We start from the raw sequence: 18,041 nt of genomic DNA, 5'->3' as shown, positions 1-18,041 counted from the left end.
GCGCCGGGTGCCCCTCCAGTACACCTGTCAGCAGGAACTCCCTGTTCCGCGCCGGTGGTGGTGTCCTGGGGACGTACCTGAGAGGAGTCAGCCCATGCGCGGCGTCGTGCTGCACGCCCCTGGTGACGTCCGGGTGGAACACCGGGACGAACCGAGGATCGTCCACCCGACCGACGCGGTCATCCGCCTGTCCGCGGCCTGTGTCTGCGGCTCGGACCTGTGGCCCTACCGGGGCATCGAGCGCGTCGCCGGGCCCGCCCCGATGGGGCACGAGTACGTCGGCGTCGTCGAGGAGGTCGGGCGCGCCGTGGCCACGGTCAGGCCCGGCCAGTTCGTGGTCGGGTCGTTCTTCGCCTCCGACAACACCTGTGCGATCTGCCAGGCCGGGTACCAGTCCTCGTGCGTGCGCAGGCAACCGATCGGGGCCATCGGTTCGCAGGCCGAGTTCCTCCGCGTCCCGCTCGCCGACGGCACGCTCGTCGCCACCCCGGACGTCCCGGACGCCGACCTGGTCCCCGGCCTCCTCGCCGCCTCCGACGTGCTCGGCACCGGGTGGTTCGGCGCGCTCGCCGCCCAGGCCGGGCCCGGCAAGACGGTGGCCGTGGTCGGTGACGGCGCGGTCGGCCTGCTCGCGGTGCTCGCCGCCAGGCAGTGCGGGGCGGAGCGGATCATCGCGATGAGCGGGCACGCGCCACGGCAGAAGCTCGCGCTCGGTTTCGGGGCCACCGACATCGTCACCACCCGCGGCGACGAGGGCGTCGCGGAGATCAGGGACCTCACCGACGGCCTCGGCGCGCACTCGGTGATCGAGGCCGTCGGCACCCAGGAGTCCATGCTGCAGGCCATCCACTCGACCCGGCCCGGCGGGCACGTCGGCTTTGTCGGCGTCACCCACGGCGTCGCGCTCGACGGGATGGCGCTGTTCTTCTCCCACGTGCACCTGCACGGCGGCCCCGCACCGGTCCGCCAGTACCTGCCGGAGCTGATCGACCTGATCTGGCGCCGCGAGATCGACCCCGGCTCGGTGTTCGACCTCGAACTGCCCCTCGACGAGGCCGCCGAGGGCTATCGGGCCATGGACGAACGCCGCGCGATCAAGGTGCTGCTGCGCCCCTGACCGCGAGTTCCTCCGCCCTGCCCTGGATGAGGCGCCGGACGATGAGCGCGGCCCGGGACGGCCGGCTGTCCTTGCGCTGCACCAGGCACAGCCCGATCGGCTGCGCGTCCCGCACCGGCACCCACACCACGTCCGGGATGTCGGCGGAGGTGTCCAGCCCACCGACGAGGATGCCGATTCCGGCGCCCTGACCGACCATCACCTTCAGCGTGCGCGCGGACATGGCCTGGACGACGATGTCGGGCCGGGTCACGTGCGCGTGGAGCACCTCCCACAGCACGGTGCCCGCGCGCATGGTGACGATCGACCAGCCCTGCAGGTCGGCCCAAACCACGTGGTCGCGGGTGGCCAGTGGGTGGTCGCGGCGGACGAGGACCCCGACCGGTGCCGAGATGAGCGGTACACGCCGCAGGCCGGCCGGTGCCGGGTGCATCGGCACCGTGATCACACCGAAGTCCAGGTCACCGGCCAGCACCGCGGCCTCGATGTCGGGCGAGGCGCCTTCGCGGACCGTGAACCGCAGGCCCGGCCGGTGCGCACGCAGGTGACCGACCACCGGCGCGATGATCGTCTCGGCGGCCACGGACACGCCACCGACGTGCACCCCGCCCGCGTAGGCGCCGCCCGAGACCATCGCCGACTCGCGGACCGCCTCCTCGGCCGCCACCAGGCGGCGCAGCGGTTCCAGCATCTCCTGGCCGGCGGCGGTCGGGCGGACACCGCGCCTGCTGCGCGTCATGAGGACCACGTCGAGCTCCTCTTCGAGCAGCGCGATCTGCTGGCCGATGGTCGGCTGGCTCACCCCGCACCGGGCGGCCGCAGCGCGCAGCGACCCGCACTCCACGGCGGCCAGAAAGTACCGCGCCCGCTCGACCCGCATCCGGTGACTATAAAGCCAGAACCTTTCACCCGTGAGTGCCGATCACCGGTTCCCAGCACGTGCCCGAGCCCGGCATGGTGTGGTGACCTGCGGAGACCTCACGATGACGTGAAAGGAACATGTGTTGGCGACGAACGGCCCACTGGCCGGTGTGCGTGTCCTGGACCTGTCGACGATCCTGGCCGGTCCGCTGGCGTCGGCGCTGCTCGGCGAGTTCGGCGCCGAGGTGATCAAGATCGAGCACCCGGACGGCGGCGACCCGGCACGGCACTACCCGCCGCTCGAGGACGGGCTGTCGGCCGCGTGGGCGATGGTCGGCCGGGGCAAGCGCAGCGTCACGGTCGACCTGCACCACCCGGAGGCCGCGCACCTGGTCGGCCGGCTCGCCGCGGGCGCCGACGTGGTGGTGACGAACTTCCGGCCGGCCACGCTGCGGCGGTTCCGCGTGGACTTCGACGACCTCCGCTCGTACCGGCCCGACCTGGTGATGGTGCACGTGAGCGCGTTCGGCCGCACCGGGCCCTACGCCGACCGGCCGGGTTTCGCGCGTGTCGCGGAGGCGTTCGCGGGACTCACTTACCGCACGGGTGACCCCGACGGGCCGCCGGTGTTCGCGGGCTATCCCGTCGCCGACGGCGTGACCGGCATGTACGCCGCGTTCGCCGCCATGCTCGGGCTCCGCCAGCGCGACCGCACCGGTGAGGCGCAGCTCGCCGACATCCCGCTGTACGAACCGCTGCTGCGGATGATGGAGGACTTCGTCGTCGAGTACGGGGCGACGGGCACGTCCCGGGAGCGGCAGGGCAACGAGAACCCGCACATCAGCCCCAACAGCCTCTACCGCACGCGCGACGGCCGCTGGCTCGCGCTGCCCGCGTCGACCGAGCAGATGTGGCGGCGGCTGGTCGCCGTCATGGACGCGCCGGACCTGGCCGTGCACGACTCGATGACCGCCCGGCTGGAGCACCGCGACGAGATCGAGTCCCGCGTCGCCGCGTTCGTCGCCGCGCACGACCTCGAACCGCTGATGGCCACCCTCGTCGCCGCCGGGGTGGCCGCCGGGCCGGTGAACTCGGCGGCCGACGTGTGCGCCGACCCGCACATCCGCGCCCGCGGATCGGTCACGGCGGTGGGCGGCCGGCTCATGCAGGCGCCCGCCGGGCGGTTCTCCGGGTTCGACGGAGTCGTCGGCACCTGCGCCCCGGCGCTCGGCGAGCACACCGCCGACGTGCTGCGCGACGTCGCCGGGCTGCCCGAGCAGGAGATCGAACAGTTGCGCCACAAGGGAGTGGTCTGACATGGCAGTCGCGTCCATCATCGTCCTGGTCGCCCTGTTCGCGGCGACGCTGCTGCCGAGGTTCGACCTCGGCAGCGCCGCGCTGGCGGCGGCGTTCCTGCTCGGGCTCGCCGCGGGCGTGCCGACCGAGGAGGTGACCGGGTTCTTCCCGGCCGACTTCTTCGTGCTGATCGTCGGCGTGACCGCGCTGTTCGCCGTCGCGCACCTCAACGGGACACTCGACTGGCTGCTTGACCTGCTGTTACGGCTGGTCGGCGGCCGGGCGGTGCTGGTGCCGCTGGTCCCGTTCGCGATCGGTGCCGTGCTGACCGCGGTCGGCACGCTGCCCGCCGCCGCGACCGCGATCGTCGCGCCCATCGCACTGGGGCTCGCCGCGCGTTACCGGTACTCGCCGCTCGTCGCCGCCGTCCTCGGCATCACGGGCATCATCAGCGGGCTGCTGTCCCCGCTCGCGGTGTACGGCGTGTCCGCGCGCGGCCAGAGCGAGAAGCTCGGCATGGACCTGCCCGGTTCGGCGCCCGTGTCGTTCCTGCTCGGCGGTCTGCTGACCGGTGTGGTGGTGTGCGCGGTCTGCCTGCTCGTCGGGGTGCGCACCGGCGCGGTGCCGCGCGGCCGGGTCACGGCACCCGAGCCCGGTCCGTCCAGTGTGGACGCCGGGTCGCCCGCCGCCCGCGCGCTGACCCTGGCCGGCATGCTCGCCGTCGTCGTCCTCTCGGTGGGCTTCGACCTGAACGTGGGCTACCTCGGTCTCACCGCGGCCGTCCTGCTGCAGCTGGTGCTCCGGCTCGCGCCCGGCGCGGTCGTGTCGAAGATCCCGTGGGGCGTGGTCCTGCTGATCGGCGGGCTGCTCACCTACGTCGGCCTGATGCAGGAGCTCGGCGCCTTCGAGAAGATCAGCGAGCTGCTGCGGATCGACGGCTCGCCGAACCTGAGCCTGCTCGTGCTGTGCTACATCGCGGGGGTCACGTCGTTCGCGGCCAGCTCCATCGCGGTGTTCGTCACCACCATGCCCCTGCTGCCGCCGCTGGTCGCCGACGGCGTCTCCCCTGTCGGCGCCGTGCTCGCCCTCGCGCTGGCCTCGATCCTCGTGGACATCAACCCGCTCGGCATCACCGGCGGCCTGATCCTCGGCGCCGCGGAACCGTCGGCGCGGCCCCGGCTGTTCCGCCACCTCCTCACCTACGGGCTGATCTCGATCGTGGTCGCGCCGCCGATCGCGTGGCTCGCGTTCGGGTGGTGGTGAGCCCTCAGACGATCTCGAGGTTGGCCATCATGCCCATGTCCTCGTGTTCGGCGTTGTGGCAGTGGAACAGGTAGCGGCCGCGGTAGCCGTCGAAGCGGGTGATGATCTCCACCGCCTCGCCGGGCGACAGGGCCACGGTGTCCTTGAGACCCGCGTCGTGCGGCAGTGGCGGTCCGCCGCCGCGGGAGAGCACGCGGAAGCCGACCAGGTGCAGGTGTACGGGGTGGTGGACGTCGGCGACCAGCCGCCACACCTCGACGTCGCCGAGGGCGGTGGTGACGTCGGTGCGGGCCGGGTCGAAGGGCAGGCCGTCGATCAGCCAGCCGTGGCCGCCGTGCCGCCGGCCCACGCGGAAGGCCAGGTCGCGCACCCGGACGGCGTCCCGCCTGCGCCACGTCGGCAGGTCGGTGGCGAACGTGTCCGGGACACGGCTGTCGTCGCGGGCCGTGCGCGCGACGCGGAACGCCATGACGTCCCGGGTGCGGCCGGCACCGAGCCGGTTCACGAGCCGGACGAGGCCGCCGACCGGGACGTGCGAGAAGTCGACGACCACGTCGTACCGTTCGGCGGGGGCGACCGGCAGCACCCGGTGGGTGACCGGTGCGGCGAGCAGCCCCTGGTCGGCGCCGACCTGGACGAGGTCGAGGCGGCGGCCGTCGTCGGTGACCGCTTCGAGTTCGTAGTGGCGGGCGTTGGAGGCGTTCAGGACGCGCAGCCGGTAGCGAGCGGCGTCGGTTTCGTGCACGGGCCACGGCGCGCCGTTGACCAGGACCACGTCACCGAGCACACCGGCGACGTACGGTTCCCGCACGCCCGGCCGTGCCCGCAGCGTGGGGTCGAGAGACGGGTAGATGAGGCTGCCGTCGGCCGCGAACGCGCGGTCGGCGATCACCAGCGGCAGCTCGCGTGGACCTGACGGCAGGCCGATGGCGTCCTCGGCGGCGTCGCGGACGATGTGCGGTCCGGCGAGGCCCCGCCAGATCGCCGGTGCGGTGAAGTCCATGCGGTGGTCGTGGTACCAGAGCAGCGTGGCCCGCTGGTCCATCGGGAACGCGTAGTCCCGCGTCAGCGTGGTGATCTCGGCACGCGGGTCGTGCATGCCGTGCCCCGCGTGGTGGTGCCCCTCGGGGAGCACGAGGTCGGTCGGGTAACCGTCCGACGCCGCCGGGGTCCGGCCGCCGTGCAGGTGCACGACGGTCGGCACGGGCAGTTCGTTGCGGTGCGTCACGGTGACCGGCCTGCCGCGCCGCGACTCGATCGTCGGCCCGGGGAACGTGCCCTCGTAGGTCCAGAGTGGAGTCCGCAGGCCGGGCAGGAGCTCCGCGCTCGTCTCGCGCTGGGTGATCTCGTACCGGTCGGCGCCGCCCGCCGTGCTGACCGGGCGCAGGACCGGCGGGATCGGCAGCGGCACCTGGAAGGGCGGCGGCAGTGGCACGGCGCTGCGCAGCTCCGCACCCGTGTACGACGGGCGGCGGGCCAGCACGGCCCCCGCCGACAGCCCGGTGACCGCCGTCAGCCCGAGCGCCCCGCCGATGCCCAGCGCCTGGCGACGGCTCACCTCACGCATCGCGGACCACCCCCGGCACCGGCCGCCAGACGTCGACGAACTGCACGACGAGCGCCGCGACCGTCATCACGCCGAGCGGGACGTGCAGCCACAGCGCGCCTTCCAGGCCCGCGACGTACTGCACCGTCTCGGCCGCCACCACGACCACCGTGAGCACGAACGGCCACGACCGGCGCAGCCGTACCCACACCACGATGGCCACGACCAGCTGCAGGTAGCCGATGCCGGTGACCACGTCGGCGCCGACCGCGTGCAGGCGGAGGCCCTCGAAGTCCCCCGTCAGGTACACCCCGGCGAACACCGGCTGGGCGACGATCGCCACCACGTGCGCGCTGACCACGGTCCGCAGCGCGGCAACAGTAACCATGTCGTGAAGTTATGACTTGCGGGCAATCCTGTCTAAGATCAATATCGCTATGGTGTTATGCATTCGGAGGCATGGTGGAGCTGAACTCACTCAGGCAGTTCCTGGTGGTGGCCCGGTTGGAGCACCTCAGCCGCGCGGCCGACGAGCTGCGGGTCGCCCAGCCGTCGCTGAGCCGCACCATCGCCCGGCTGGAGAGCGAGCTGGGCACGCCGCTGTTCGACCGGAGCGGGCGGCTGCGGCTCAACGCCGCGGGCAGGCTCTTCCGCGACCACGTCGAACGAGCGCTCGGTGAGCTGGCGGCCGGACGGCGTGCCGTCGCCGAGGCCACCAGCGAGGGCGCGGGCACCGTGCGGTTGACGTCGGAAACGTTCCTCACGCTCACCGGACCGCTGGCCGCCTTCAAACGCGCGCACCCCGCCGTCGACATCCAGCTGCACTGGTCACCCGCCGAGGACATGGCCCGCCGCCTGCGCGCACAGGACGTCGACCTGTGCGTCGCCTCCCAGCCGATCCACACCGAGGGGCTGGCGTCGGTGCGGCTGTTCGAGGACGCGGTGGGCGTGGGGGTGCCGCGTGATCACCCGCTGGCGGGCCGGTCGTCGGTGCGCGTCGACGACCTCGCCGACCAGCCGTTCATCACCGCCCGCGAGGGGCACTGGGGCCGCGGGCTCCTCGACCGGCTGTTCGCCGCACGCGGCCGCACCCCGAGGATCGTCTGCGAGGTCGACGAGCACAGCGCCATCGCCGACCTGATCGGCGCGGGGCTGGGCGTCGGTCTCGTCCCCGCCGCCGCCCGCCGCCTCGCCGCCGAGGTCCCCGGTGTCTGGCTCCCCGTCGACAGCCCGGACTGCCGCCGCGTCGTCACCCTGTACTGGGGCGCCGGCCACCACCTGTCGACCGCCGCCCGGCTGATGCGCACCACGCTCACCGACTGGGACTGGCACACCGGTCAGCCGGTCGCCCACTGACGGAGCTTCTCGGGGTTGCGCACGGCCCAGATGTGGGTGATCCGGTCGCCGACGACCTCGAACGAGAAGACGGTGACGGTGACGCCATCCACCTGGGCGATCAGCCCGGGTTCGCCGTTGACCGTCCGCTCCAGGAACGTCATCGTGCGCAGCCGGTCCTCGAGGTGGACCAGCAAGGCCACGATCCGCTCGGCGCCCGCGATCGGCTGGGAGATCACGCTGGCCAGCCCGCCACCGTCGGCGATCGCGACGGCGTCGGGGTCGAGGAGGGCGACGAGGGCGTCGAGGTCACCGGCCTCCCACGCCTGCCGGAACTCCCGGACCAGCCGGGCCCGCCGGGCCGGGGGCGTCGCGGGCGTGTCGCGGACCCGGCGACGGGCCGACGAGGCCAGCTGCCGGCACGCCGCGGGCGTGCGGCCGGTGACGTCGGCGATCTCGGCGAAGGAGTACCGGAACACGTCGTGCAGGATCAGCGCGACACGCTGGGCGGGTGTCATCGCCTCGAGTGCGACGAGGAACGCCATGCTGACCGACTCGTCCAGGGTGACCCGGTCGGCCGGGTCGGCCGCGGCGCCCGCCCACTCGGTGTGGTCGGGCAGCGGCTCGGGGATCCACTCCCCCACGTACCGCTCACGCCGTGCCCGCGCGGAGCCGAGCACGTCGAGACAGACGCGGCTCGCGACGGTCGTCAGCCACGCGCCGGGCGAGGCGATCGCCTCCTGCTGCCGCCGGGACATGGCGTACCAGCGGGCGTAGGTCTCCTGCACGGCGTCCTCGGCCTCGGCGACCGACCCGAGGAGCCGGTAGGCGAGGTTGATCAGGTGGCGCCGCTCGCTGATGATCGCGCGCAACCCCGCGTCCGGCTGGTCGGTCATGGTCGCTCCTCACGTCGGTGCTCTCGCCGTTTTCGACGAGACGGCGCCCCCGATCGTCAGGCCTGCTGACGTTTCGCGGCGCTGGGTCGTCATAGGGGCATGGACCGGAACGAGATCGAGATCAGGCAGCACATCGGAAAGATCGTCGAGGGCATCGAGGCCAAGGACTTCGACACCCTGCGGCGGCTCTACGCCTCGGACGTCGTGTCCTTCGACGTCGAGCCGCCGCTGGAGCACGTGGGAGTCGAGGCGAAGGTGAGGAACTGGACGAACGTGTTCACGATCTTCCAGGAGGCGACGTACGAGCTGCGCGAGCTGACCGTCACCGTGGGCGGGGACGTCGCCTTCGCGCACGGGTTCGGCAGGCTCAGCGGCACGTTGCGGGACGGCACCACCACGAACGGGATGTGGGTCCGCGCCACCTACGGTCTCCGGAAAACCGCCGAGGGCTGGCTGATCGCGCACGACCAGGCGTCCGTGCCGTTCGACATCCGGACCGGCAGGGGCGTGACCGACCTCGAACCCTGAGCCGCCCTCATCGGCTCACCGCGGTCTCGCACGCCACGCGCGACAGCTCCTCGGGGTTGCGCACGTGGTAGAGGCCGGCGGCGCGGGTGGCGGGCCGGAGCGCACCGGCCCGCCACCAGGTGTCCCAGCCCGCCGCGCGCGCGAATGTCCTGGGTGAGCAGCACCTGCTCCTCGGCGGCTGTAGGCGACGTACACGTTCGCGGTGCGGCGGAAGTCGGGCGCGGGCACGACGCCGAGCAGGCCACGATCGTTGGCGACGCTCTCCACCCGGTCGGGCAGAACGGACGTTTCCGGCCCACGGCGCCGCCTCGGGACAGCGGACGTCCTCCTGCCTCGGCATTGTTAGCCTTGGACCGCCTTTCCGTCCCATCACTCCGTTCGCCCGGAAGCGAGACTGACCACCCATGCTGGACCGTGCGGTCATCGACGCCCTGTTCCCCGCCGACCTGCCCGAGCCCGGGCACTGGGAACAGCAGTACCCACCCCGCTCGCTCCCCGAGGGTGCGGAGGTCACCCGGTTCGGCCCGTCGCCGACCGGGTTCGTGCACATCGGCGGGATCTACGTGGCCACCATCGACCGCGACGTCGCCACCCGATCAGGTGGCGTGTACCTCGTCCGGGTGGAGGACACCGACCAGTCCCGCGAGGTCGAGGGCGCCCTGGACCAGTTCGCGCGCGCCTTCTCCTACTTCCACATCGCCTCCGACGAGGACGGCGACCGCGGCGCCTACGGCCCGTACCGGCAGTCCCAGCGCGAACGCGTCTACCTGACCTACGTGCGGCACCTGCTCCGCCAGGGCAAGGCGTACCTGTGCTTCGCGACCAAGGACGAGCTGGCCGACATCACCGCCCGCCAGCAGGCCGCGAAGGTGCCGCCGGGCTACTACGGCTCGTGGGCCATCTGGCGCGACGCCGAGCCCGAGGCCGTCGCGGCCAAGCTCGCCGAGGGCGTCCCGTACGTGGTGCGGTTCCGCGCCCCCGAGGACGCGGCCGGGCAGCGCGCCCGGTTCACCGACGCCATCCGGGGCGAGTTGGAGCACGAGGCGAACCGCAACGACGCGGTCATCCTGAAGACGTCCGCGTCCTCGCCCCGGCTGCCGACCTACCACTTCGCGCACGCCGTCGACGACCACCTCATGCGCGTCACCCTGGTCATCCGCGGCGACGAGTGGATCTCGTCGGTGCCGCTGCACCAGCAGCTGTTCGACGCGCTCGGGTTCGAGCACCCCCGGTACGCCCACATCGCGCCGCTGATGAAGCAGATCCCGGGCGGCAAGCGCAAGCTGTCCAAGCGCAAGGACCCGGAAGCGAGCGTCGACTTCTACATCCAGGCCGGCTACCCGGCCGACGCCGTCCTGTACTACCTGCGCGGGCTGGCCAACGGGCGGCTCGCCGAGCTGCCGCTGGCCGAGGCGCTGGCCGCCCCCATCCAGCTGGACCAGTGCGGGGTGGCCGGGCCGCTCGTGGACCTGGTCAAGCTGGAGGACATCAGCGCAGACCACATCGCCACCCGCACCGGCGCGCAGGTCCTCGACGCGGTCCGGGTCTGGGCCGCCGAGCACGACCCCGAACTGGTGACCGTGCTGGACGCCGACACCGACCTGGTGCTGCGCGCGATCGCGGTCGAGCGCGAGGGCGTCGAGAACCCGCGCAAGGACCTGCGCAAGTGGTCGGACTTCCGGCCCGCGTACGGCTTCTTCTTCCCGGCGCTGTTCACCCCGCTCGCCGGGCCGGGCGACGAGCGCGTCCAGCCGCTCGGCGTGGCCCCGGAGGTCGCGGCCGCGTTCGCCAAGGACCTCGCGGACGGCTACGAGCACCTCGACGACCAGCAGGAGTGGTTCAACCAGATCCGCGAGCTCGCCGCCAAGCACGGCTTCGCGCCCAACAACAAGGAGTACAAGAAGAACCCCGACGCCTACCCCGGCTCGATCCGCGAGGCCTCCCAGCTCGTCCGCGTCGCCATGACGGGGTCGACCCGCAGCCCCGACCTGCACGCCGTCGCCCGGGCATTGGGCGCCGACGAGGTCCTCCGCCGCCTGCGCGCACTGTCCGCGAGCTGACCCGCTGTCCTGGTGCGCAGGGTTTCCGCAGGGTTTCCACAGGGCGTGACCGCGCAGAGTGGGTCACGTCGGATCTCCGGCACCGGAAATCGCACGAGGACAGGGGAAACAGGAATGCTGTCGAAGAAGCTGATCGCCAAGGCCGCGTCCGTGACCGCGGGCGCCGCCATCGCCGCCGTCTCGTTCGGCATCGCGCCCGCGAGCGCGGCACCGGCCGAGCAGTCCGGCATGAAGTTCTACGACGACTACTGGACGCTCGACGAGTGCGTCACGGTCGGCGACTGGGGCCTGGACCACGGCAAGTGGACGGTCTACGACTGCCAGTTCAGCGGCTGGGACTACGACCTGTACTACGACAGCTGATCGTGGTCGAAGGCGCCGGGGACCGCGACGGTCCCCGGCGCCTTCGCGTCGGCTCGGTGTCGCCGCCATCCGTTCGACGCGGCAGGTTTCCGCCCTCCCCCGACGGGGTACGAGCCGGGCGAGCGAGAGGGGTGTGGCGGTGGGCGTGGACGACAGACGAGCCGAAGCACGTCTGCTGGCGGACCGGTACCGGCTCGGTGCGCTGCTCGGTCGCGGTGGCGCGGGCCGGGTCCACGAAGCGGTCGACATCGCGCTCGGGCGGCGCGTCGCGGTGAAGGTGTTCCAGGACGACGGCAACGCGTTCAGCCGGTACCGCTTCGCGGCCGAGGCACGGTTGCTCGCGAGCCTGCGCCACCCCGGGCTCGTCACCGTGCACGACGTCTGCCTCGACGGGGCCGAGCCCTTCCTGGTGATGGAGCTCGTCGACGGCCCCACCCTCCGCGACCTGCTCGACCGCGGCCCGTTCGAACCGGCCGCGGTCGCCCGGATCGGGGCGCGGCTCGCCGAGGTCCTCGCGCACGTCCACGCGCACGACGTCGTGCACCGGGACATCAAGCCCGCCAACGTGCTCGTCGACCAGCACGGCGACTGCCGGCTCACCGACTTCGGCGTCGCCAGGGCGCTGGGCGCCGCGCACCTCACCGCGACCGGGGAGTTCGTCGGCACCGCCGCCTACCTGGCCCCGGAACAGGTGACCGACGCCGAGGTCGGGCCCGCCGCCGACGTGTACGCGCTCGGGCTGCTGCTCCTCGAATGCCTCACCGGCCGCATCGAGTACGCGGGCGGCACCGTCGAGAGCGCCCTCGCCCGCCTGAACCGGCCACCCCACGTCCCCGCCGGGCTGTCCGACTCCTGGCGCACACTGCTCACCGCGATGACGGCGCGGGACCCCGCTCGCCGCCCGGACGCCGCCGGCTGCGCCGCGCACCTGGCGGCGATCGCCGCGGGCCGCACGGCGGCACTGCCCACGCCACCCGCGCCCCGGTCGCACACCGGCGCCCTGTCCCGGCCGCGTTCCGTGCACGCCGGGCTGACCGCGCTGGCGCTGGTCGTCGCCTGCGCCGTGGCCGCGACCACGACCGGCGCCACCATCTCCGGCCGCCCCGTCAGCGACCCCGGGTACCGCTCGCCGGCGGGCCAGGCCACCGAGGTGGTCGAGCCGCCACCCCCACCCGCCGGCATCCCGGCGGCGACCCCGCGACCCGCGCCCGTCGACGAGACGGCCGGCGTCGCCGAGCACCGGCACAAGGGCAAGGACAACCGCGGCCCCGGCAAGTCGAACGGCAAGAAGAAGGGCAAGCGCTGAACGGCTAGGGCAGCAGCCGTTGTTCCTTGGCGACTGCCACCGCGCCCGTGCGGGAGTCGACGCCGAGCTTGTCGTAGATGCGGCCGAGGTGCGTCTTCACCGTGGCCTCGCTCAGGAACAGGGCCTTCGCGATGTCCCGGTTGGACAGACCGAGCGCGAGCTGGCCCAGGATGTCGGTCTCGCGGGCGGTCAGGGTGGGGCGCGGGCTGCGCATCCGCTCCATCACGCGGTGGGCGACCGGCGCGGACAACGCGGTGCGGCCGGCCGCGGCGCTGCGGATGGCGGCGAACAGCTCGTCCGGTTCCTCGGCCTTGAGCAGGTAGCCGGTGGCGCCCGCGGCGATGGCACGGGTGATGTCGGCGTCGGTGTCGTAGGTGGTCAGCACCAGGACGTGCACCGCACCGCCTGCGATCTCGGTGATCCGGCGGGTGGCCTCGACGCCGTCGATGCCGGCACCGAGCTGCAGGTCCATCAGGACCACGTCGGGGGTCAGCGTCCTGGCGAGGGCGGCCGCCTCCTCCCCGCTGCCCGCCTCGCCGACCACCTCGATGTCGGGTGCGCTGTCGAGCAGGGCGCGCAGGCCCGCGCGGACCACCACGTGGTCGTCGCACAGCACGAGCCGGACGGTGCTGGTCACGGTGCCGGGACCTCCGCGTTCACTGGTACGGCGACGGAGACGACGGTGCCGTCACCGGGTGCGGACTCGACGGTGAGCACACCGCCGAGCTGCTCCACCCTGGCACGCATGGCGGGCAGGCCGTGGCCGCGGTCCCCGCCGGGGCCGGGTGCGGCCGGGTCGAAGCCGCGGCCGTCGTCGGCGACGTCGAGGCGGACCTCGTCGCCGAGGTAGGTGAGGGTGACGGCGGCGCGGGTGGCACCGGAGTGTTCCCGTGTGTTCGCGAGCGCACCCTGCGCGATGCGCAGCAACGCGGACTCGACACGTTCCGGCAGCCGGCCGGGCACGTCGTCGACGTGGCAGGTCACCGCCCGTTCGCCGGTGGTCTCGCGGTCGGCCAGCGCACGCAGCGCCGACGGCAGGTCCCCGCTCTCGGCGAGGTCGGCGGGTGCCAGGTCGTGCACGAAGCGGCGGGCCTCGGCGAGCCCGCGTTCGGCGACCGACTCGCTGGTGCGGACGTGCTCCCTGGCACGGCCGGGATCGGTGTCCCACAACCGGTCCGCGGCCTGGAGCAACATGCGCTGGCTCGACAGGCCCTGGGCGATCGTGTCGTGGATCTCCATGGCGAGGCGCTGACGCTCGGCGAGCGTGCCCTCCCGTCGCCCGGCCTCGGCCAGCTCGCGGGCCAGGCGGTCCATGTGGACGAACACGGCCGTGGCCAGCGCGGCGACGGCGGGTGGCCCGACGACGAGGTCCAGGTCGAAGCGGTTGGCGAGCCGGAGCTGCGCGAACACGACGAGCCCGGTGAACAGCACGACGAGCACGTACGCGGCGGGCCGCGGCAACGTGCGCAGTGCCGTGTAGAACAGCGGCACCGCGCACCAGGCGAAGCTGGGCGCGAGGTTGACGAGCACCGCCCACACGGCGACCACGCCGCACAGCCACAACAGGCGGGCCGGGTTGCCCCGCGGCAGCCGGGACAGCGCGTACAGGACCGCGAGCGCACCCGCCATGGCGAGCACCACCGGCGCGAGCTGGTCGCCGCCGTGCCGCTGCAGGTAGCGGACCAGGGCGGAGCCGAGCAGCAGGAAGAACGTCACGTGGATGACGAGCGCGAGCCGCCGCGTGTCGGCCACCGGCACCATCGGCGCTCCTCTCCTGAACTGGGCGAACACCCACATTGTCACCCAGGGGTCGGCCATTCGGATGACCCCGGCCTCACCCGTGCCGCGACCGAGGTCGACCCACAACGGCGACGCGGCGGCCGGGCCCCGCGGCGGAGGCTGGAGACAACAGACGACAAGGAGTCAGAAACCATGCGAAGCACCCGTGTCAAGATCGTCACCGCCGCCGCCACCCTCGCCATCGCCGGTGTGGGCACCATGGGCGTGGTGTCCGCCTCCGCGCAGGCCCCGGCCCCGGCTCCCGTCCCGGGCAACGCGCTGACGACCAGCACCCACCTCACCATCGACGCCGCCGCCGACGCGGTACAGGCGGTGCTGGACGCGGCGGAGAAGGAGGGCCAGCGGGTGACCGTCGCCGTGGTCGACCGCAACGGCAACACGATCGTCACCCTGCGCGGTGACGGCGCGGGTCCGCAGCCCTACGACTCGGCGATCGCCAAGGCGTACACGGCGGTGTCCTGGAACGCACCCACGTCGGAGCTGGTGACCCGCCTGGAGTCCGCCCCGAACCTCAAGGACATCCCGAACACCCTCTTCCTGGGCGGCGGCGTTCCGGTGGCGGCGAAGAACGCGCCGATCGCGGGCATCGGCGTCGCGGGCGCCCCGTCCGGCGAGCTGGACGAGAAGTTCGCGCGCGCGGGCGTGGACGAGCTGACCCGCGGCCGCTGACGACTCACGGGGCCGTCGGTCGTGCCGACGGCCCCGTGGTTCGGGCGAACTCCCGGCCCACGCGAGGTGTCCCCCGCCGGTTTCCGAGGTAATCGATGGGTGGAACGGCGCCGATGAGGAGGACCCGATGCAACCCCAACACCCGGACTACCGGTTTCCGTTGACGCAGCACGAGCGTGATCAGTTCGACCGGATCTGTCAGGAGCTGGCCAACGGCGAGCCGGAGCAGCCGGGGACCGGCGCCCGCGAACCCGTGCGGGTGCACCCCGGCTGGGCGGCCGCGGCGATCGCGTGCATGATCTTCGTCTTCGTCGGGTTGGCCGTGAACAGCGTCCTGCTCGTCGCGGTCGCGGCGGCCGGGGCCGCCGGGCCGTACCTGGCCCGACGGCTGCCCCGGGGGTCAGGGCCGGTTGCCCGTCGGGATCGTGATCGGGGTGGTCGTCGGTGACGTGCCGTTGTTGAGGAACAGCATCGCGAGCGCGCGGATGAACTGGTCGAACATGTAGAACCCGACGGGCATGACGGGCAGCAGCCCCTCGCGGAAGGCGATGTACGCCGGCCAGCCGGTCCGGATCAGGGTCGCGGCCGCGTAGTCGCGGCGCAGGCCGAGCCAGTCGCCGATCTCGTCGCTGAGCACGTAGCGGACGAACTCGTTGAGGAACCCGCGCGTGACGCCGAGGTCGATCTGCGCGGTCAGGCCGAGCAGGTCCTCGGCCAGCTCCTTGCCCTCGTACGACGGAGCGAGGATCGGCGTGAGCACCTGCGCCGACTGGGCGTACGCGGCGGCCCACGTCTTCGGGATGAACTCCTCCCGCACGCCGAGCAGGTGGATCGCGACCTGCCACGAGTGCAGGAAGGCCTCCTCGTCCGCGGTCGTCATCGGTACGCGCCATTCCTTCAGCTTCTTGTGCACGAACGTGCCGAGGCTGTGGAAGGTCACCAGGATGTCGCCGTTGCTGATCGGGATCCGCCTCGGCTCGTCCGCGACCGCCTGCCAGTGCGGCGACTGCGGCAGCAGGTGCCGCACCGCGGCGTGCACGAGGCGTGTCTTGTTGGCGCTGACCACGAACTGGCCGGTGGGGTCGAAGGCGTTCATGTCGCTCAGGTCGTAGCCGAAGGTGAACGTCTTGGCCGCGCGGTCCTTCATGTCGGCGCCGCCCGCGGACCAGTAGACCGACTTGGCCTCCCGCGGGATCACCGTGCTCATGATGCCGCTGCCGAGGCCGTACAGCATGAACAGGTAGGTGTCCTTGCGCCGGTTGAAGTCCGCGGCGCGGCGCAGCTTCGCGGGGTCCGCCCAGGAGGGCATCCGGTTGACCTTCTGGAGCCACGTGGTGAGGGCGGCGGGCAGGCCGCCGGGCAACGGGTCGCCGTTGTTCACCCACGACGCCATCGCGGTGTTGACCGCCGGGATCTGGCCGTTGTCGAGCAGCGACACCAGCAACCGGTCAACCTCGTCGTCCCAGACCCACCACGGATCGGTGTCCGCGGCGGACGCCAGACCCGGGACAGCGCTCGCGGCGCCGACCAGCCCCAACGCGACACCGAGCGAAAGGACGTTCCTCCTGCTGAGATTGCTCATTTACTTACCTAGCTTCCTCGGTAGGCACAGCACCGCTTTCCTGGACCTGGCGGGCGTAAACGCTCGCGATCCCGCTAGATCCAGCAGGAGATTTCTCATTAACATAACCAGCGCGCCCAGGCATCGGCAAGGGAATCTCCGACCTGAATCGGTCCGCCACCGCCAAAGGGATTCCGCATGACCGCGCGGCAGGGCCGGGCTCCTGCCGGGCTGGGTGAGGAGCGCCGGCTTCGTGGTTGACTGGCGCGCATGACCGCCGAGCCGACCGCAGCCGTCCGGCCGCGCAACCGCAAGCAGCTGATCGTCGAGGCGGCGGGCCGGGTGTTCAGCGGGCGCGGGTACCACGCGGCGTCCATGGAGGAGATCGCCGCCAACGTGGGCATCACCGCGGCGGCCCTGTACCGGCACTTCCCCAACAAGTACGCGTTGTTCGCCGAGTGCGCGAACGTCATGGCGGACCGGCTGGTCACCGCGGTCGACGAGGTGCCGGCCGACGCGGCGCTGGCGGACGTGCTCGGCGCCGTCACGCAGGTCGCCGTCACCCACCGCGCCTCCAGCGGCCTGTACCGGTGGGAGGCCAGGTACCTCAACCGCGAGGACCGCCACGTGCTCAGGGCGAAGTTCACGCACATCGTCGACCGGGTGACCGAGGTGGTGCGCCGCGAGCACCCGCTGCCCGACGAGCACCTGCGCGCCGCGGCGGCGCTGGGCGCGATCGGGTCGATCACGATGCACCGCACCTCGATCGCGCAGCGCCGGGTCGAGGAGCTGCTGGTGGCGGCCGGCACGCGCGTCGCCGCGACCGACCCGGGGGCCGCGGCCGGGAGCGCACGCCGCGTCGAACTGCCGAGCACGCCCGTGCCACGCACCCGCCGTTCGGAGATCCTCGCGGCCGCCCTCCCACTGTTCGAACAGGACGGTTTCGCCAACGTCACGAACGGCCGCATCGCCGAGGCCGTCGGGCTGGTCCCGTCCGCGCTGTACCGCTACTTCCCCGGCAAGGCCGACATCCTGGCGACCGCCTGCCTGCAGGCCGCGGCTTTGCTGACGCAGGCGGTGGAGCAGAACCTGCGCGGGATCACCGACCCGCACGACGTGCTGACCGCGCTGACCGCGACCTACGTCGCCTACAGCTTCGAGCACACCGCGCTCACGAGCGTCGCGAACGCCGAGCTGGTCGGCCTGCCCGCCACCCTGCAACGGCCGCTGATCACGGCGCAGCGCGAACACATCGCCGTCTGGGAACAGCAACTGCGCTCGGCACGCCCGGAACTCGACTCACGCCAGGCCCGCACACTGGTGCACGCGGGCTTCGGCGTGGTGGTCGAAGCCGGTCGCCACCTGCGCTGGCAGGACACCCCGGACCACCGCGACGCCGTCGCCGCCCTGCTCATGGGCGCTATGGGCGGCTGAGGCCCG

The 18,041-nt window shown here is 72.6% G+C and carries 18 protein-coding genes; 11 read left to right on the top strand and 7 right to left on the bottom strand.

The window, feature by feature from the left end; translation table 11 throughout:
- Positions 1-94: 94 nt before the first annotated feature.
- Positions 95-1,117, top strand: a complete 1,023-nt coding sequence (locus tag ACIBVP_RS01475) for a zinc-dependent alcohol dehydrogenase family protein (RefSeq protein WP_396103977.1) — start codon at positions 95-97, stop codon at positions 1,115-1,117.
- Here the strand turns inward: ACIBVP_RS01475 and ACIBVP_RS01470 are convergent.
- On the bottom strand, positions 1,095-1,997 hold the full coding sequence (locus ACIBVP_RS01470; protein ID WP_396103976.1) for a LysR family transcriptional regulator: 903 nt from the start codon (positions 1,995-1,997) through the stop codon (positions 1,095-1,097). The two genes, ACIBVP_RS01475 and ACIBVP_RS01470, sit on opposite strands and share 23 nt — an antisense overlap.
- Before the next feature lie 124 nt (positions 1,998-2,121).
- Here ACIBVP_RS01470 and ACIBVP_RS01465 point away from each other — a divergent pair, with 124 nt between their 5' ends.
- The gene (locus ACIBVP_RS01465) at positions 2,122-3,294 is read left to right on the top strand and encodes a CaiB/BaiF CoA transferase family protein (protein ID WP_396103975.1); all 1,173 of its coding nucleotides are present in this window, start codon (positions 2,122-2,124) and stop codon (positions 3,292-3,294) included.
- 1 nt (position 3,295) lies between these two features.
- Positions 3,296-4,537: an SLC13 family permease gene (locus ACIBVP_RS01460; RefSeq protein ID WP_396103974.1), complete on the top strand. Its 1,242-nt coding sequence runs from the start codon at positions 3,296-3,298 to the stop codon at positions 4,535-4,537.
- Positions 4,538-4,541: 4 nt separating this feature from the next.
- On the opposite strand, the gene ACIBVP_RS01455 is transcribed toward ACIBVP_RS01460, so the two are convergent.
- Together ACIBVP_RS01455 and ACIBVP_RS01450 are read right to left on the bottom strand one after the other, a co-directional pair.
- Positions 4,542-6,104: a multicopper oxidase family protein gene (locus ACIBVP_RS01455; RefSeq protein ID WP_396103973.1), complete on the bottom strand. Its 1,563-nt coding sequence runs from the start codon at positions 6,102-6,104 to the stop codon at positions 4,542-4,544.
- Positions 6,097-6,471, bottom strand: a complete 375-nt coding sequence (locus tag ACIBVP_RS01450) for a hypothetical protein (RefSeq protein WP_396103972.1) — start codon at positions 6,469-6,471, stop codon at positions 6,097-6,099. The genes ACIBVP_RS01455 and ACIBVP_RS01450 overlap by 8 nt, the downstream gene beginning before the upstream one ends.
- A 71-nt stretch (positions 6,472-6,542) precedes the next feature.
- Between ACIBVP_RS01450 and ACIBVP_RS01445 the strand changes: the two genes are divergently transcribed.
- Positions 6,543-7,439 (top strand): LysR family transcriptional regulator, encoded by an 897-nt coding sequence (locus ACIBVP_RS01445; protein WP_396103971.1) that lies wholly within the window; start codon positions 6,543-6,545, stop codon positions 7,437-7,439.
- On the opposite strand, the gene sigJ is transcribed toward ACIBVP_RS01445, so the two are convergent.
- Positions 7,421-8,314, bottom strand: coding sequence for an RNA polymerase sigma factor SigJ (sigJ, locus tag ACIBVP_RS01440; protein ID WP_396103970.1), 894 nt, complete (start codon positions 8,312-8,314; stop codon positions 7,421-7,423). The two genes, ACIBVP_RS01445 and sigJ, sit on opposite strands and share 19 nt — an antisense overlap.
- Before the next feature lie 99 nt (positions 8,315-8,413).
- Between sigJ and ACIBVP_RS01435 the strand changes: the two genes are divergently transcribed.
- The 4 genes from ACIBVP_RS01435 (at position 8,414) to ACIBVP_RS01420 (ending at position 12,571) form a co-directional block, all read left to right on the top strand.
- Positions 8,414-8,842 (top strand): YybH family protein, encoded by a 429-nt coding sequence (locus tag ACIBVP_RS01435; protein ID WP_396103969.1) that lies wholly within the window; start codon positions 8,414-8,416, stop codon positions 8,840-8,842.
- Positions 8,843-9,246: 404 nt separating this feature from the next.
- On the top strand, positions 9,247-10,902 hold the full coding sequence (locus ACIBVP_RS01430; RefSeq protein ID WP_396103968.1) for a glutamate--tRNA ligase: 1,656 nt from the start codon (positions 9,247-9,249) through the stop codon (positions 10,900-10,902).
- A 114-nt stretch (positions 10,903-11,016) separates the two neighbouring features.
- Entirely contained in the window at positions 11,017-11,265 is a 249-nt protein-coding gene (locus ACIBVP_RS01425; RefSeq protein WP_396103967.1) for a hypothetical protein, read from the top strand.
- Positions 11,266-11,410: 145 nt separating this feature from the next.
- A complete protein-coding gene (locus ACIBVP_RS01420) occupies positions 11,411-12,571 on the top strand; it encodes a serine/threonine-protein kinase (protein WP_396103966.1) in 1,161 nt (386 codons plus the stop codon).
- Between the two features lie 4 nt (positions 12,572-12,575).
- On the opposite strand, the gene ACIBVP_RS01415 is transcribed toward ACIBVP_RS01420, so the two are convergent.
- Positions 12,576-13,208 (bottom strand): response regulator, encoded by a 633-nt coding sequence (locus tag ACIBVP_RS01415; protein WP_396103965.1) that lies wholly within the window; start codon positions 13,206-13,208, stop codon positions 12,576-12,578.
- Positions 13,205-14,332 carry a sensor histidine kinase gene (locus ACIBVP_RS01410; protein ID WP_396103964.1) on the bottom strand — a complete coding sequence of 376 codons (1,128 nt, stop codon included), beginning with the start codon at positions 14,330-14,332 and terminating at the stop codon, positions 13,205-13,207. The genes ACIBVP_RS01415 and ACIBVP_RS01410 overlap by 4 nt, the downstream gene beginning before the upstream one ends.
- Before the next feature lie 171 nt (positions 14,333-14,503).
- On the opposite strand from ACIBVP_RS01410, the gene ACIBVP_RS01405 reads away from it, so the two are divergent.
- Complete coding sequence (locus tag ACIBVP_RS01405; protein ID WP_396103963.1) at positions 14,504-15,040, top strand: heme-binding protein; 537 nt, start codon at positions 14,504-14,506, stop codon at positions 15,038-15,040.
- 127 nt (positions 15,041-15,167) lie between these two features.
- Positions 15,168-15,488, top strand: a complete 321-nt coding sequence (locus ACIBVP_RS01400; protein WP_396103962.1) for a hypothetical protein — start codon at positions 15,168-15,170, stop codon at positions 15,486-15,488.
- Here ACIBVP_RS01400 and ACIBVP_RS01395 read toward each other — a convergent pair.
- The gene (locus tag ACIBVP_RS01395) at positions 15,441-16,622 is read right to left on the bottom strand and encodes an oxygenase MpaB family protein (RefSeq protein WP_396103961.1); all 1,182 of its coding nucleotides are present in this window, start codon (positions 16,620-16,622) and stop codon (positions 15,441-15,443) included. The genes ACIBVP_RS01400 and ACIBVP_RS01395 overlap by 48 nt on opposite strands.
- A 249-nt stretch (positions 16,623-16,871) precedes the next feature.
- Between ACIBVP_RS01395 and ACIBVP_RS01390 the strand changes: the two genes are divergently transcribed.
- Positions 16,872-18,035 carry a TetR/AcrR family transcriptional regulator gene (locus ACIBVP_RS01390; protein WP_396103960.1) on the top strand — a complete coding sequence of 388 codons (1,164 nt, stop codon included), beginning with the start codon at positions 16,872-16,874 and terminating at the stop codon, positions 18,033-18,035.
- Positions 18,036-18,041: the final 6 nt, after the last annotated feature.

Origin of the sequence: Actinophytocola sp. NPDC049390, from assembly GCF_044466355.1 — a bacterium.
Classification (GTDB): domain Bacteria; phylum Actinomycetota; class Actinomycetes; order Mycobacteriales; family Pseudonocardiaceae; genus Actinophytocola.
The sequence above is the reverse complement of the archived record's forward strand: the minus strand, read 5'-3'. Positions and strand labels throughout refer to the sequence as shown.